12 protein-coding genes and 2 tRNA genes are annotated in these 14,714 nt (G+C 73.3%); 11 read left to right on the top strand and 3 right to left on the bottom strand.

Annotated elements, in window-relative coordinates; genetic code table 11:
• The first annotated feature begins 1 nt into the window (after position 1).
• From kdpA to OG550_RS15685, 5 genes are all read left to right on the top strand, one after another.
• Positions 2-1,663: a potassium-transporting ATPase subunit KdpA gene (gene kdpA, locus OG550_RS15705; protein WP_327677978.1), complete on the top strand. Its 1,662-nt coding sequence runs from the start codon at positions 2-4 to the stop codon at positions 1,661-1,663.
• A complete protein-coding gene (gene kdpB / locus OG550_RS15700; RefSeq protein WP_327677976.1) occupies positions 1,663-3,780 on the top strand; it encodes a potassium-transporting ATPase subunit KdpB in 2,118 nt (705 codons plus the stop codon). The genes kdpA and kdpB overlap by 1 nt, the downstream gene beginning before the upstream one ends.
• A gap of 16 nt (positions 3,781-3,796) precedes the next feature.
• Positions 3,797-4,423 (top strand): K(+)-transporting ATPase subunit C, encoded by a 627-nt coding sequence (gene kdpC, locus OG550_RS15695; protein ID WP_327677974.1) that lies wholly within the window; start codon positions 3,797-3,799, stop codon positions 4,421-4,423.
• A gap of 121 nt (positions 4,424-4,544) precedes the next feature.
• Positions 4,545-7,157: a sensor histidine kinase KdpD gene (locus OG550_RS15690; RefSeq protein ID WP_327677972.1), complete on the top strand. Its 2,613-nt coding sequence runs from the start codon at positions 4,545-4,547 to the stop codon at positions 7,155-7,157.
• Complete coding sequence (locus OG550_RS15685; protein ID WP_327677970.1) at positions 7,154-7,831, top strand: response regulator; 678 nt, start codon at positions 7,154-7,156, stop codon at positions 7,829-7,831. Before OG550_RS15690 ends, OG550_RS15685 begins: the two co-directional genes overlap by 4 nt.
• Before the next feature lie 294 nt (positions 7,832-8,125).
• Here the strand turns inward: OG550_RS15685 and OG550_RS15680 are convergent, their stop codons facing one another.
• Positions 8,126-9,397, bottom strand: coding sequence for a hydrolase (locus tag OG550_RS15680; protein ID WP_327677969.1), 1,272 nt, complete (start codon positions 9,395-9,397; stop codon positions 8,126-8,128).
• Between the two features lie 263 nt (positions 9,398-9,660).
• Here OG550_RS15680 and OG550_RS15675 point away from each other — a divergent pair.
• The 6 genes from OG550_RS15675 to OG550_RS15650 all read left to right on the top strand — a co-directional run bounded on the left by OG550_RS15675 (position 9,661) and on the right by OG550_RS15650 (position 12,228).
• Positions 9,661-9,733: transfer RNA gene (locus OG550_RS15675), tRNA-Thr, on the top strand.
• Between the two features lie 43 nt (positions 9,734-9,776).
• Positions 9,777-9,849, top strand: a tRNA-Met gene (locus OG550_RS15670).
• Positions 9,850-9,933: 84 nt separating this feature from the next.
• On the top strand, positions 9,934-10,098 hold the full coding sequence (rpmG, locus tag OG550_RS15665; protein WP_006604855.1) for a 50S ribosomal protein L33: 165 nt from the start codon (positions 9,934-9,936) through the stop codon (positions 10,096-10,098).
• Between the two features lie 117 nt (positions 10,099-10,215).
• Complete coding sequence (locus tag OG550_RS15660) at positions 10,216-10,677, top strand: MaoC family dehydratase N-terminal domain-containing protein (RefSeq protein WP_327677967.1); 462 nt, start codon at positions 10,216-10,218, stop codon at positions 10,675-10,677.
• Positions 10,678-10,682: 5 nt separating this feature from the next.
• Entirely contained in the window at positions 10,683-11,105 is a 423-nt protein-coding gene (locus OG550_RS15655; RefSeq protein ID WP_327677965.1) for a MaoC family dehydratase, read from the top strand.
• A gap of 76 nt (positions 11,106-11,181) precedes the next feature.
• A complete protein-coding gene (locus tag OG550_RS15650) occupies positions 11,182-12,228 on the top strand; it encodes a UDP-N-acetylmuramate dehydrogenase (protein ID WP_327683907.1) in 1,047 nt (348 codons plus the stop codon).
• A gap of 45 nt (positions 12,229-12,273) precedes the next feature.
• On the opposite strand, the gene OG550_RS15645 is transcribed toward OG550_RS15650, so the two are convergent.
• Entirely contained in the window at positions 12,274-13,302 is a 1,029-nt protein-coding gene (locus OG550_RS15645) for an adenosine deaminase (protein WP_327677963.1), read from the bottom strand.
• Between the two features lie 95 nt (positions 13,303-13,397).
• Entirely contained in the window at positions 13,398-14,645 is a 1,248-nt protein-coding gene (locus OG550_RS15640) for a pyridoxal phosphate-dependent aminotransferase (protein ID WP_327677961.1), read from the bottom strand.
• Positions 14,646-14,714: the final 69 nt, after the last annotated feature.

Genomic DNA, 14,714 nt, shown 5'->3' with positions numbered 1-14,714 from the left:
CATGAGCTCTACTCTCGCGGGCTGGCTGCAGGTCCTCGCCCTGGTGGGCGCGCTGGCCCTGTGCTACCGGCCCCTGGGCGACCACATCGCCCGGATCCTCACCACCTCCAAGCACCTGAGAGCGGAGCGGGCCCTCTACAAGGTGATCGGCGTGGACGCCGACGCCGACCAGCGCTGGTCGGTGTACCTGCGCTCGGTGCTGGCCTTCTCGGCCGTGTCGGTCCTCTTCCTCTACGGCCTGATCCGCCTCCAGGGCCACCTCCCGCTGAACCTCGGCGTCGAGCAGATGCCGGGCCACCAGGCCTGGAACACCGCGATCTCCTTCGTCGCCAACACCAACTGGCAGTCCTACAGCGGCGAGGCCGCGATGGGGCACCTGGCCCAGATGGCGGGCCTGGCGGTGCAGAACTTCGTCTCCGCGGCCGTGGGCATCGCGGTGGTCGCCACGCTGATCCGGGGTTTCGTCCGCAACCGGACGGACCGGGTCGGCAACTTCTGGGTCGACCTGACCCGGATCTGCCTGCGGCTGCTGCTGCCGGTGTCGATCGTCTTCGCCCTGGTCCTGGTGGCCACCGGCGTGGTGCAGAACTTCCACGGCTTCCACGAGGTGGCCACGCTGGTGGGCGACCCGCAGTCGGTCCCGGGCGGTCCGGTGGCCTCGCAGGAGGTCATCAAGCTGCTGGGCACCAACGGCGGCGGCTTCTTCAACGCCAACTCGGCGCACCCGTTCGAGAACCCGACGGGCCTGTCGAACCTGGTGGAGGTCTTCCTGATCCTGCTGATCCCGTTCGCGCTGCCGCGGGCCTTCGGCCGGATGGTCGGGGACAACCGGCAGGGCTACGCGATCGTCGCGGTGATGGGCCTGTTCTGGGTGGCTTCGACGGCGCTGATCACCCTCGCCGAGTCGCAGCACGCGGGCAGCGCGCTGCAGGCGGCCGGCGGGGCGATGGAGGGCAAGGAGCAGCGGTTCGGCATCGCGGCGTCCGGCCTGTTCGCGGCGTCGACGACGCTGACGTCGACGGGCGCGGTGAACTCCTTCCACGACTCGTACACGCCGTTCGGCGGCGGGCTCACGATGTTCAACATGATGCTGGGCGAGATCGCGCCCGGCGGTGTGGGGTCGGGCCTGTACGGGATGCTGGTGCTGGCGGTCGTGGCCGTCTTCGTGGCCGGTCTGATGGTCGGGCGCACCCCGGAGTACCTGGGCAAGAAGCTGGGCGGGCGGGAGATGAAGTTCGCCTCCCTCTACATCCTGACGACGCCGACGATCGTGCTGGTCGGCACGGGTGTGGCGATGGCGCTGCCGGGCCAGCGGGCCGGGATGCTCAACTCGGGCGCCCACGGCTTCTCCGAGGTGCTGTACGCGTTCACCTCGGGCGCGAACAACAACGGTTCGGCGTTCGCCGGGATCACGGTGAACACCGACTGGTACGACACCGCGATCGGTCTGGCGATGGTGTTCGGCCGGTTCCTGCCGATGGTCTTCGTCCTCGCCCTGGCCGGCGCGCTCGCGCAGCAGCAGCCGGTCCCCGCCACCCCGGGCACCCTGCCCACCCACAAGCCGCTGTTCGTGGGCCTGCTGTCGGGCGTCGTCCTGATCGTCGTCGGCCTCACCTACTTCCCGGCCCTGGCCCTCGGGCCGATCGCGGAAGGTCTCTCCTGATGTCCTCCACCCTTACCGAGAAGCCGGCCCCGCAGCCGGAGGCGCCCGCCGGGGCGCCGCACAGAGTCTCCGCCGGTCTGCTCGACCCCAGGGCGATCGTGACGTCCCTGCCGGACGCGGTGAAGAAGCTCGACCCCCGGGTGATGGTCAAGAACCCGGTCATGTTCGTGGTCGAGGTCGGGTCCGTCGTCACCACGGTCTGTGCGATAGCCGACCCGTCGGTGTTCGCCTGGGCGATCACGGTCTGGCTCTGGCTGACCACGGTCTTCGCCAACCTGGCCGAGGCGGTCGCCGAGGGCCGCGGCAAGGCGCAGGCGGACACCCTGCGCCGGACCAAGACGGACGCGGTGGCCCGCCGGCTCACGAACTGGCCGGCGTCGCAGGCCGAGGAGGAGGTCTCCGGCACGGCGCTGCGGCTCGGCGACCACGTGGTGGTCGAGGCCGGGCAGACCGTCCCCGGCGACGGTGACGTCGTCGAGGGTGTCGCGAGCGTCGACGAGTCGGCGATCACGGGCGAGTCCGCGCCGGTGATCCGGGAGTCGGGCGGCGACCGCTCCGCGGTGACCGGCGGCACCCGGGTGCTCTCCGACCGGATCGTGGTGAGGATCTCGTCCGAACCGGGCAAGACCTTCATCGACCGGATGATCGCCCTGGTCGAGGGCGCCGCCCGGCAGAAGACGCCGAACGAGATCGCGCTCAACATCCTGCTGGCCTCGCTGACCATCGTCTTCCTGGTCGCGGTCGTGACCCTGCAGCCGATGGCCACCTACGCGGGCGCCCCGCAGTCGATGATCGTGCTGGTCGCCCTGATCGTGGCGCTCATCCCGACCACCATCGGCGCGCTGCTCTCCGCGATCGGCATCGCGGGCATGGACCGGCTGGTCCAGCGCAACGTGCTGGCGATGTCGGGGCGCGCGGTCGAGGCGGCGGGCGACGTCAACACCCTGCTGCTCGACAAGACCGGCACCATCACCCTCGGCAACCGCCAGGCCGCCGAGTTCCGGCCCGCCGCGGGAGTCACCGTCGAGGAGCTGGCCGACGCCGCGCAGCTGTCCTCCCTCGCGGACGAGACCCCCGAGGGCCGTTCGATCGTCGTCCTCGCCAAGACCGCGTACGGCCTGCGGGCCCGCGCCCAGGGCGAGCTGGCGCACGCCACCTGGGTGCCGTTCACCGCCCAGACCCGGATGTCCGGCGTCGACCTCGACGAGGCCGACGGCGTCCACCGGGTCCGCAAGGGCGCGGCCTCGGCCGTCGCCAACTGGGTCACCGCCAACGGCGGCACCGTCACCGACGAGGTCTCCGCCCTGGTCGACGGCATCTCGGCGGCGGGCGGCACGCCGCTCGTGGTGGCCACCCGGGCGGGGGACCGGCCGGCCCGCGTCCTGGGCGTCATCCACCTCAAGGACGTGGTCAAGGAGGGCATGCGGGAGCGGTTCGACGAGCTGCGCCGGATGGGCATCCGGACGGTCATGATCACGGGCGACAACCCGCTGACCGCCCGGGCGATCGCGGAGGAGGCGGGCGTGGACGACTTCCTCGCCGAGGCCACCCCCGAGGACAAGATGGCCCTGATCAAGAAGGAGCAGGCCGGCGGCAAGCTGGTCGCGATGACCGGGGACGGCACCAACGACGCCCCCGCCCTCGCCCAGGCCGACGTCGGCGTCGCGATGAACACCGGGACCATGGCGGCCAAGGAGGCCGGCAACATGGTCGACCTGGACTCCAACCCGACCAAGCTGATCGAGATCGTCGAGATCGGCAAGCAGCTCCTGATCACCCGCGGCGCGCTCACCACCTTCTCGATCGCCAACGACGTCGCGAAGTACTTCGCGATCATCCCGGCCATGTTCGCCTCGGTCTACCCGGGCCTCGACAAGCTCAACATCATGGGCCTGCACAGCCCGCAGTCCGCGATCACCTCGGCGATCGTCTTCAACGCCCTGGTCATCGTCGGCCTCATCCCGCTCGCCCTGCGCGGCGTGAAGTACCGCCCCTCCGACGCCAGTTCACTGCTGCGCCGCAACATCGGGCTGTACGGCTTCGGCGGGCTCGTCGTCCCCTTCGTCGGGATCAAACTGATCGACCTGGTCGTCCAGTTCGTCCCCGGCCTCAACTGAGAGAGGAGCACCAGCCATGTCCAAGCCCCTGCCCACCCTCGTGCGCACCCACCTCACCGCGCTGCGGGCCCTGCTGGTCCTGACGGTGATCCTCGGCGTCGCCTACCCGCTGCTGGTCACCGGCATCGCCCAGGCCGCCTTCACCGACAAGGCCGACGGCTCGATCGTGAAGGTCGACGGCAAGGAGGCCGGTTCCAGCCTGCTCGGCCAGAACTTCAGCCTCCCCAAGCAGAACCCGGACGACCCGGACGAGGTCGCGCTCCCCGACCCCAAGTGGTTCCAGCCCCGGCCCGGCGCCTACGACCCGAAGGCCTCCGGCGCCTCCAACCTGGGCCCCGACAGCGAGGACCTCACCGCGACGGTCGAGGAGCGCCGCAAGGCCGTCGCGGCGTTCGACGGCGTCGACCCGGCGAGCGTCCCGGTGGACGCGGTCACCGCCTCCGGCTCCGGACTCGACCCGCACATCTCGGTGGCCTACGCGAAGCAGCAGGTCGCCCGGGTCGCCAGGGCCCGCGGCGACGTCTCGCCCGAACAGCTCGGCAAGCTCGTCGAGAAGTACACCGAAGGCCGCGCACTGGGCTTCCTCGGACAGCCGGGCGTGAACGTCGTCCTGCTCAACAGGGCGATCGGCGAGCAGAAGTGACACCACGTCGGCCCGCCGGATGACCGGACCGGCCCGGGTGCGGGAGAGACCTCTCCCGCACCCGGGCCGGTCGCCCGCGTCCGTGCACCCCGATCGGCCCCCAGACGAAAGAGCATCGCCCATGGTCCGCGACCTCACCCCCGGCACCGGCCACCGCCGGGGCCGGCTGAGGGTCTACCTCGGCTCCGCCCCCGGCGTCGGCAAGACCTACCGGATGCTGGACGAGGCGCGGCGCAGACAGGACCGCGGCGCGGACGTGGCGGTCGGCTACATCGAGTGCCACGGCCGCCGGCACACCGAGTCCATGACCGCCGGCCTGGAGGTCCTCCCGCGGGCCCGCCGCTCCTACCGGGACGCGGAGTTCGAGGAGATGGACCTCGACGGCGTGCTCGCCCGCGGCCCGGCCGTCGTCCTGGTCGACGAACTGGCCCACACCAACGTCCCCGGCGGCCGGCACGCCAAGCGCTGGCAGGACGTCGAGGAGCTGCTGGACGCCGGGATCGACGTCATCACCACCGTCAACATCCAGCACCTGGAATCGCTGAACGACGTGGTCCGCAAGATCACCGGCATCCCGCAGCGCGAGACCGTCCCGGACGAGGTGGTCCGCCGCGCCGACCAGATCGAACTCGTCGACATGGCCCCGCAGGCGCTGCGCCGGCGGATGGCCCACGGCAACGTCTACAGGGCGGAGAAGGTGGACGCCGCGCTCTCCAACTACTTCCGGGTCGGCAACCTCACCGCCCTGCGCGAACTCGCCCTGCTCTGGGTGGCCGGCCGGGTCGACGAGGGGCTGCGCGACTACCGGGCCAGCCACGACATCGACCGGGTCTGGGAGGCCAGGGAGCGCGTCGTGGTCGCCCTCACCGGCGGCCCCGAGGGCGAGACGCTGGTCCGCCGCGCCGCCCGGATCGCCGACCGCACCGCCGGCGGCGACCTCCTCGCCGTCCACGTCACCCGCAGCGACGGCCTGGCCGGAGCCTCCTCCGGCGCGCTCGCCCAGCAGCGGCAGCTGGTCGAGGCGCTCGGCGGCAGCTACCACGTGGTAGTCGGCGACGACATCCCGACCGCGCTGCTCGCCTTCGCCCGCGCCCACGACGCCACCCAGCTGGTCCTCGGCACCAGCCGACGCGGCCGGATCACTCGCTTCCTCACCGGACCGGGCATCGGCGAGACCACCGTGGACGCCTCCGAGGACATCGACGTCCACATGGTCACCCACGAGTTCACCGGCCGCGGCCGGCTGCCCTCGCTCGGCCGCCGCCACTCCAGGCGCCGCACCGTGGCCGGCTACCTCGCCGGGCTGGTGGTGCCGTGGCTGATCACCGCCGGGCTCTCGCAGTCCCACGACACCGTCAACCTCACCACCGACGCGCTGATCTTCCAGCTCGGCGTGGTCGTGGTGGCGCTGCTCGGCGGAGCGACCTCCGCGCTGCTCGCCTCGGTGGTCGCCTCGCTGCTGCTCAACTACTTCTTCATCCCGCCCGTCCACGCCTTCACCATCGGCGAGACCAACAACATCATCGCGCTGGGCGTCTTCGCCGCCGTCGCGCTGACCGTCTCCACCGTGGTCGACCACGCGGGCCGGCTCACCGCCCGCGCCGCCCGGGCCACCGCCGAGGCCGAGACGCTCTCCACCCTCGCCGGCAGCGTGCTGCGCGGCGCCGACGCGCTGCCCGCCCTGCTGGAGAAGTCCCGCACGGCCTTCGGCATGCACGCCGTCGCCCTGCTGGGGCGCACCGGGGGCGAGGTACTGGCCGCCTGCGGCGAGGGCGAACCCGAACCGGGACGGCCCGCCGAGTCCACCGAGGTCCCGGTCGGTGCCGACGCCGTCCTCGTCCTCACCGGACGCCGGCTGCCCGCCGCCGACCACCGCGTCCTCACCGCCTTCGCCGCTCACGTCGCCGCGGCCCTGGAACGCGACCGGCTCGCCGTGGTCGCCGCCGAGGTCGAACCGATCAAGGCCGCCGACCGGATGCGCACCGCCCTGCTCGCCGCCGTCAGCCACGACCTGCGCACCCCGCTCGCCGCCGCCCTCGCCTCGGTCGGCTCGCTGCGCAGCCCGGACGTCGAGTTCTCGCCCGAGGACCGGGCCGAACTGCTGGCCACCGCCGACGAGTCCCTGGTCAAGCTCAACCGGCTGGTCGACAACCTGCTCGACATGAGCCGCCTCCAGGCCGGCGCCCTCACCCTCGACCTGGCCGAGACCCACCTCGACGAGATCCTGCCGCGCGCCCTCGACTCGCTGCCCGACCCGTACGCGCCCGTCCGGCCGCTCGGCCTGGAGACGGCGCCACCGGTCCTGGCCGACCCGCCGCTGCTGGAGCGCGTCCTCGCCAACGTGATCACCAACGCGCTGCGGCACAACGCGCCCGGCGCGCCGGTCCTGGTCACCGCCAGCCACCTCCCCCGGCCCTCGGCCGGGGGGACGTCCGCCGACCGGGTGGAGATCCGCGTCATCGACCGCGGCCCCGGCATCGCCCCCGAGGAGCGCGACCGGGTCTTCCTGCCGTTCCAGCGCCTCGGCGACACCGACAACACCACCGGGGTCGGCCTCGGCCTCGCGCTCTCCCGCGGCCTCGCCGAGGCGATGGGCGGCAGCCTGGAGGTCGAGGACACCCCCGGCGGCGGCACCACCATGCTGCTCACCCTGCCCGCCGCCGGCCCCGGCGGCCGTGGCCCGGACCCGGACGGACCGCAGGCGGAGCCGCACCCGGGGGAGGCCCTCGGATGAGCGAGATCCTGATCGTCGACGACGAGCCCGCCCTGCTGCGGACCCTGCGGATCAACCTGAGCGCCCGGCAGTACGCCGTCCGGACCGCCGCCACCGGCGGCGAGGCGCTGGACCGCGCCGCCCGCACCGCCCCCGACGCCGTCCTGCTCGACCTCGGCCTGCCCGACCTGGACGGCATGGAGGTCCTCCGCGGCCTGCGCAGCCGCAGCGCGGTGCCGATCATCGTGCTCTCCGGCCGCTCCGGCGCCGCGGACAAGGTGGGCGCGCTGGACGCCGGCGCCGACGACTACCTGACCAAGCCGTTCCTGATGGAGGAGCTGCTGGCCCGGCTGCGCGCGGTGCTGCGCCGCCCGCCGGCCGGTCCGCCGGCCCCCGCGCCGGTGGTCGTCGGCGACCACGCGGTGGACCTCGCCGCCACCACCGTCACCGGCCCGGACGGACCGGTCCGGCTCACCCCGACCGAGTGGCGGATCCTCGCGCTGCTGCTGGCCAGCCCGGGCCGGCTGGTGCCCGGACGGCAGATCCTGCGCGAGGTCTGGGGCCCGGCCCAGGAGCAGCACGGCAACTACCTGCGGGTCTACCTGGCCGGGCTGCGCCGCAAGCTGGAGCGCGACCCGGCCCGCCCGCGCCACCTGATCACCGAGCCCGGCATCGGGTACCGGTACGAGCCCTGAGCCCCGGGCCGCGTGCGGGCGGCGTCAACGATCCGTCAGGAGCGGGCCCCGGGGCGCCAACGGGGCGTCAAGGGCGCCCGGTGGGGGCCGTCCGCGGGCGTAGCGTCGGCGGTGAGGAAGCGGCCCCGCTCCGTGGGGGATGCCTGGGGCCGCTCCGCCGCCTCGGCGGCCAGTGTGGGGGAGGGGGCGTGCGGACGACACCGTGCGCCCCTGCCACCTGTCCGGGCCAGGGAAGGCCCCGTCCCGCGCGAACGCCCACCCGGCCGGGCCGGGGGCACGCCGGGAGCCCGGCGGTCACCCGCCGCCCGGGCTGCCGGACTGCCGGGGCAGCGCCAGCGCCACCGTGTCGGCGAACTCCCGGACGGCACTCGTCCGGCTGACCACCCGTCCGCTGTGCACCACCAGCCGGCTGTGCCCGCCCGCCAGCGCCCCGGCCAGACTGTCGCCGCGGACCGCCAGCAGTTCGGCCGGGAACCCGGCGTCCACCCGCACCGGCGGCAGCCCGAGGGCCGCCCGCGCCTGGTTGGACACCGCGTCGTACGCCGCCTCCGGGCTCAGCGCCCCGCCCGCCGCGAGCAGGTAAGCGGCCTCCAGCGGATCGGCCCGCCCGACCGGGTTGGCCCCGTCCCGCAGCGAGCCGCTGCCCGCCACCAGCGGCACCCGGGCCTCCACCAGCTCGCGCAGCACCGCCGGCCGCAGTCCGTCCGACCGGCCCTCCAGCCCGGAGCAGCCGCTGTTCTGCGGCAGGCAGACCACCCGGACCCCGCTGCTGGCCAGGACCGCCGAGGCGCCCTTCGCCAGCGATCCGCACGGTCCCAGCACCACCCGGGGCCGCAGCGGCCCGAGCACCCCGGCCAGCCGGGCCAGCTGGACCGGGTCGGCGGCCGTGGTGTGCAGATCGACCGGGCAGTCCGCCTCCCGGGCGGCCTCCAGGAGCACCTGGACGAAGCCCGCCGGGTCCGGGTCCAGCTCGGGGCAGCCGCCGGCCGCGGTGGCGCCCAGCTTGAGGGCGTCCCGCAGCTGGGCCCGGCCGTCCGCGCCGGCCCGGCCGGTGAGCAGCCGGGGCATGGCGACGGCCTGCAGTTCGGCGAGTCCGCGCAGGGCCTGACGGGCGGTGAGCACCGCCTCCAGCCGGCGCAGCCCGTGCACGTCGCCGATCCGGACGTGGGTGCGCTGGGCGGTGGCGCCGTAGCCGAGTGAGGTGAGCGCGGCCTCGGTGACCCGCCGGGTGAGGTCGGCGGGGGTCTCGGGGGGCGGGGCGGGCAGCGCGGCGGAGAAGGCGACGTCGTAGTGGGCGTGCGCCTCGGCCGGGGCCGGCAGCAGCAGGTAGCCGCGGAGGTCGATCCGGGCGCCGGTGGTGACGGTGGGGGCGCCGGGCAGGGCCGGCAGCGGGCCGAGTCCGCCGGAGGTGCCGACGGCCTGGATCCGGTCGCCGCTGATCCGTACGTCCACCACCCGGCCGTCGGCCAGCCGGGCGTCGGTGAGGAGCAGGACGGGGCCGTGCCCGAGCGGGTTGGCCGCCGGGCCGGGTCCGGGGTGCGGCCCGTCGGCGGCTGCGCTGTCCATCGCCCGGCTCCTTTTTGTGCTGGCCCGGGCCGCTGTCCACGGCCCCGGGCCCGGTTCCGATCAATGAGCGACGAGCCTACGGCGGGCGGGGGCGGGGCGCGGGGAGGCGGGCAAAAGTCGTATCGGGTCGGGCCGCCCTCCGCCGGGGCCGGTCGAACGCCCTGCCTTCGATCGCTCGCCAGTGCAGGCCGTCGACCTGCGGACTTCGCCGCGCGATACGGATTTCACCTCTGGGCGCGGAACGTGTAATCTCTTCCTCGTTCGCCCCTATAGCTCAGTCGGTAGAGCGTCTCCATGGTAAGGAGAAGGTCTGCGGTTCGATTCCGCATGGGGGCTCTGGTGAGAGTGAGTCGGCCTAGGCTGTGCTCAGGATCACCGTGGCGGTGTAGCTCAGTTGGTAGAGCAAGCGGCTCATAATCGCTGTGTCACCGGTTCAAGTCCGGTCACCGCTACCCCGCGTAGTCGGTCGGGAGATCGCACTCCCGGTCGGCTACTCTTGTCTGTGTTCTTATTCATTGTCCAAGGAAGGCACTCCCGTGGCTGCCACCGATGTCCGCCCGAAGATCACGCTGGCCTGCGTGGAGTGCAAGGAGCGGAACTACATCACCAAGAAGAACCGGCGTAACGACCCGGACCGTCTTGAGATGAAGAAGCACTGCCCCCGCTGCAACTCGCACACTGCGCACCGCGAGACCCGCTGACCCTATTCGTAGGGCGACGGGCCTGTGTGAACCAGGTCTACGACTCCGGGCCGCATCCCTCACTGGGTTGCGGTCCGGAGTTTTTTCGTCATCCAACGCGCTTCCGAGGAGTTGCCCGTGGCACTCGACCCCTCCTTCATCGGGCGGACCTACCCGCCCACCGAGCCGTACGAGGTCGGCCGGGAGAAGATCCGCGAGTTCGCCGCCGCGGTGGGCGACGCCAATCCGGCGTACAGCGACCAGGACGCCGCCAAGGCACTGGGCCATCCGGACGTGATCGCCCCGCCGACCTTCCCGTTCATGCTCACCTTCCGGGCCGCCGCCCAGGTGGTCCAGGACCCGGAGCTGGGCCTGGACTACAGCCGGGTGGTGCACGGCGACCAGAAGTTCGTCTACACCCGCCCGGTGCGGGCCGGTGACCGGCTGACCGTGGCGGTGGTCATCGACAACATCAAGTCGCTGGCCGGGAACGACGTGCTCACCGTGCGCGGCGAGGTGTCGGACGAGACCGGCGAGCACGTGGTGACGTCGGTCATGACCCTGGTGGCCCGGGCCGCCGACGAGAAGACGGGGGAGTGAGCCCGATGGCGATCAGCTACGACGAGGTCGAGGCCGGCACCGAGCTGCCCGCGCAGTCCTTCCCGGTGACCCGCGCCACCCTGGTGCAGTACGCCGGCGCCTCCGGCGACTTCAACCCGATCCACTGGAACGAGAAGTTCGCCCTGGAGGTCGGCCTGCCCGACGTCATCGCGCACGGCATGTTCACCATGGCCGAGGCGATCCGGGTGGTCACCGACTGGGTCGGCGACCCGGCCGCGGTGGTCGAGTACGGGGTCCGCTTCACCCGTCCGGTGCCGGTGCCCAACGACGGGGTCGGTTCCGTGATCGAGGTCACCGGCAAGGTCGCCAAGCTGCTGGACGACCGCAGGGTCCAGGTCGACCTGGTGGCGACCTACGGCGGCCAGAAGGTACTGGGCATGTCGAGGGCCGTCGTCCGGCTGGTCTGAGCCCGCGGCGGCGGGCCGGGGAGCGCGGCCCGAACGGCGGGGCGGGTACGGGGGGACCCGTACGCTGGGGGGCGTGCTGGAAGAACTCGACGCCCCCCTCGCCCCGCTGACCACCCTGCGGCTCGGCGGCCCGGCCCGCCGACTGGTGACCGCGCACACCGACGACGAGGTGGTCGCCGCCGTCCGCGCGGCCGACGCGGCCGGCGAGCCGCTGCTGGTCCTCGGCGGCGGCTCCAACCTGGTGATCGGCGACGCGGGCTTCGCCGGCACGGTGCTGCGGATCGCCACCACCGGTTTCACGCTGGACGGCGCCGTGCTGGAGCTGGCCGCCGGCGAGGTCTGGGCCGACGCGGTGCGCCGGACCGTGCTGGAGCACGGCCTGGCCGGCATCGAGTTCCTGGCCGGCATCCCCGGCTCGGCCGGCGCCACCCCGGTGCAGAACGTCGGCGCGTACGGCCAGGAGGTGGCGCAGACGGTCACCGAGGTGGTGGCCTACGACCGCCGGGCCGACGGGGTGGTCACCCTCACCGGCGCCGAGTGCCACTTCTCCTACCGGCACAGCCGCTTCAAGGCCGAGCCGGACCGCTACGTCGTGCTGCGGGTCCGCTTCGCGCTGGAGGACGCCGGCGGGCGCTCCACCCCCGTCCGGTACGCCGAGGTCGCCAAGCACTTCGGGGTGGCGCAGGACGAGCGGGTCGGGCTGCGCGAGGCGTACGAGGCGGTGCTGGGCCTGCGCGCCGGCAAGGGCATGGTCCTGGACCCGGCGGACCACGACACCTGGTCGGCCGGCTCCTTCTTCACCAACCCGGTGCTGGACCCCGAGCAGTACGCCGCGTTCCTGGCGCTGGCCGCCGGGCGCGAGCTGACCGCCCCCGCCTACCCGGCGCCGGACGGCCGCACCAAGACCTCGGCCGCCTGGCTGATCGACCGGGCCGGGTTCGGCAAGGGCTACGGCAGCGGCCCGGCGACCCTCTCCACCAAGCACACCCTGGCGCTCACCAACCGGGGCGCCGCCACCACCGAGGACCTGCTGGCGCTGGCCCGGGAGATCCGGGACGGCGTGCGGGACGCCTTCGGGGTGGAGCTGGTGAACGAGCCGGTGATGGTCGGCGTCACGCTGTAGGACGGGGCCGGACGCGTCCCGCACGCGTCCGGCGGCGGCCCGGGCTCAGCCCGCCAGCCAGGCGTCGACGTCCGCGAGCAGTTCCTTCCGCACGCTCTCCGGCGCGCACGAGCCGCGCACCGACTGGCGGGCCAGCTCGGCCAGCTCGGGGTCGGAGAAGCCCAGCACGTCGCGGGCCAGGCCGTACTGGTCGGCCAGCCGGCTGCCGAACAGCAGCGGGTCGTCGGCGCCCAGGGCCAGCGGCACCCCGGCGTCGAACAGCCGCCGCAGCGGGACGTCCTCGGGGCGCTCGTAGACGCCGAGCGAGACGTTGGAGGACGGGCAGACCTCGCAGGTGACCTGGCGGTCGGCCAGCCGCTGCATCAGCCGCTCGTCCTCGGCGGCCCGGACGCCGTGGCCGATCCGGCCGGCGCCCAGGTCGTCCAGGCAGTCCCGGACCGACTCCGGTCCGGCCAGCTCGCCGCCGTGCGGGGCGGCCAGCAGCCCGCCCCTGCGGGCGATGTCGAAGGCCCGGTCGAAGTCGCGGGCCAGGCCGCGCCGCTCGTCGTTGGAGAGGCCGAAGCCCACCACGCCCCGGTCGGCGTACCGGACCGCGAGCCGGGCCAGCGTCCGGGCGTCCATCGGGGACTTCATCCGGTTGGCCGCGACCAGGACCCGGATGCCGACCCCGGTGGCCGAGGCGGCCTGCTCGACGGCGTCGAGGATCAGTTCCAGGGCGGGGATCAGACCGCCGAGCCGGGGGGCGTAGGAGGTCGGGTCGACCTGGATCTCCAGCCAGCGCGAGCCGTCCCGCCGCTCGTCCTCGGCGGTCTCCAGGACCAGCCGGCGGATGTCGTCCTCGTCCCGGAGCACCGAGCGGGCCGTGTCGTAGAGGCGCTGGAAGCGGAACCAGCCGCGTTCGTCGGTGGCCCGGAGCCGTGGCGGCTCGCCGGAGCTGAGCGCCTCCGGCAGCCGGACGCCGTGCCTGTCGGCCAGTTCCAGCAGGGTGGCCGGGCGCATCGAGCCGGTGAAGTGCAGGTGCAGGTGGGCCTTGGGCAGGTCCCTGACGTCTCGCGGGTTCAGCAGGCGTTCCATTCACGAATCCTGCCGTACCGGAGGCCCGGACGGGAACCGCCCCCTTCACATCCCCCGAAGGGGTGAAAAGGGGGCGGTCCGGGGAGTCCGCGCCGTCAGTCGCGGGCCTCGGCGAGCAGCTTCTGGATCCGGCCGACGCCCTCGGCCAGGTCGGCGTCGCCCAGCGCGTAGGAGAAGCGCAGGTAGCCCGGGGTGCCGAAGGCCTCGCCGGGGACGACCGCGACCTCGGCCTCGTCCAGGATCAGGGTGGCCAGCTCGGCGGAGGTCTGCGGGCGCTTGCCGCGGATCTCCTTGCCCAGCAGGCCCTTGACGGACGGGTAGACGTAGAAGGCGCCCTCGGGCTCGGGGCAGACCACGCCGTCGATCTCGTTGAGCATCCGCACGATGGTGCGGCGGCGGCGGTCGAAGGCGGTGCGCATCTCGTGCACGGCGGAGAGGTCGCCGGAGACGGCGGCGATCGCGGCCCGCTGCGCGACGTTGGAGACGTTCGAGGTGGCGTGCGACTGCAGGTTGGTCGCGGCCTTGACGACGTCCTTGGGGCCGATCAGCCAGCCCACCCGCCAGCCGGTCATCGCGTAGGTCTTGGCCACGCCGTTGACCACGATGGTCTTGTCGGCCAGCTCGGGGAGGAGGGCCGGCAGCGAGGTGAACTCCGCGTCGCCGTAGACGAGGTGCTCGTAGATCTCGTCGGTGAGCACCCAGAGGCCGTGCTCCAGCGCCCAGCGGCCGATCGCCTCGGCCTCGGCCCGGGTGTACACCGCGCCGGTCGGGTTGGACGGCGAGACGAACAGCACCACCTTGGTGTTCTCGGTGCGGGCGGCCTCCAGCTGCTCGACCGAGACCTTGTAGCCGGTGGTCTCGTCGGTCACGACCTCCACCGGCACGCCGCCGGCCAGCTGGATCGACTCCGGGTAGGTGGTCCAGTACGGGGCCGGGACGATGACCTCGTCGCCCGGGTCCAGGATCGCCGCGAACGCCTCGTAGATCGCCTGCTTGCCGCCGTTGGTCACGAGCACCTGGGAGGCGTCCACCCGGTAGCCGGAGTCGCGCAGCGTCTTGGCGGCGATCGCCTCCTTGAGCTCCGGCAGGCCGCCGGCCGGGGTGTAGCGGTGGTTCTTCGGGTCGCGGCAGGCCTCGACGGCCGTCTCGACGATGTAGTCCGGGGTCGGGAAGTCCGGCTCGCCGGCGCCGAAGCCGATCACCGGGCGACCGGCCGCCTTGAGGGCCTTGGCCTTGGCGTCCACGGCGAGGGTGGCGGACTCGGCGATCGCCCCGATCCGGGCGGAGACGCGCCGGTCGGCGGGACGGACGGAACTGTCGGGCTGCGGGGTGGAAGCGCTCATGCCTGCATGGTCGCAGACGACATACGGCGCGGGCATGGCGGTTTCACGATATGTACGGGGCCGTCCACA

The sequence above is a fragment of the Kitasatospora sp. NBC_00458 genome (assembly GCF_036013975.1).
GTDB lineage: Bacteria > Actinomycetota > Actinomycetes > Streptomycetales > Streptomycetaceae > Kitasatospora.
This window is presented reverse-complemented; position numbering and strand designations above follow the sequence as displayed.

Excerpts from the sequence above, each read along its gene's own strand:
- kdpA (WP_327677978.1), top strand. The coding sequence starts at position 2 with ATGAGCTCTACTCTCGCGGGCTGGCTGCAGGTCCTCGCCCTGGTGGGC.
- kdpB (WP_327677976.1), top strand. The coding sequence starts at position 1,663 with ATGTCCTCCACCCTTACCGAGAAGCCGGCCCCGCAGCCGGAGGCGCCC.
- kdpC (WP_327677974.1), top strand. The coding sequence starts at position 3,797 with ATGTCCAAGCCCCTGCCCACCCTCGTGCGCACCCACCTCACCGCGCTG.
- OG550_RS15690 (WP_327677972.1), top strand. The coding sequence starts at position 4,545 with ATGGTCCGCGACCTCACCCCCGGCACCGGCCACCGCCGGGGCCGGCTG.
- OG550_RS15685 (WP_327677970.1), top strand. The coding sequence starts at position 7,154 with ATGAGCGAGATCCTGATCGTCGACGACGAGCCCGCCCTGCTGCGGACC.
- OG550_RS15680 (WP_327677969.1), bottom strand. The coding sequence starts at position 9,397 with ATGGACAGCGCAGCCGCCGACGGGCCGCACCCCGGACCCGGCCCGGCG.
- OG550_RS15655 (WP_327677965.1), top strand. The coding sequence starts at position 10,683 with ATGGCGATCAGCTACGACGAGGTCGAGGCCGGCACCGAGCTGCCCGCG.
- OG550_RS15645 (WP_327677963.1), bottom strand. The coding sequence starts at position 13,302 with ATGGAACGCCTGCTGAACCCGCGAGACGTCAGGGACCTGCCCAAGGCC.
- OG550_RS15640 (WP_327677961.1), bottom strand. The coding sequence starts at position 14,645 with ATGAGCGCTTCCACCCCGCAGCCCGACAGTTCCGTCCGTCCCGCCGAC.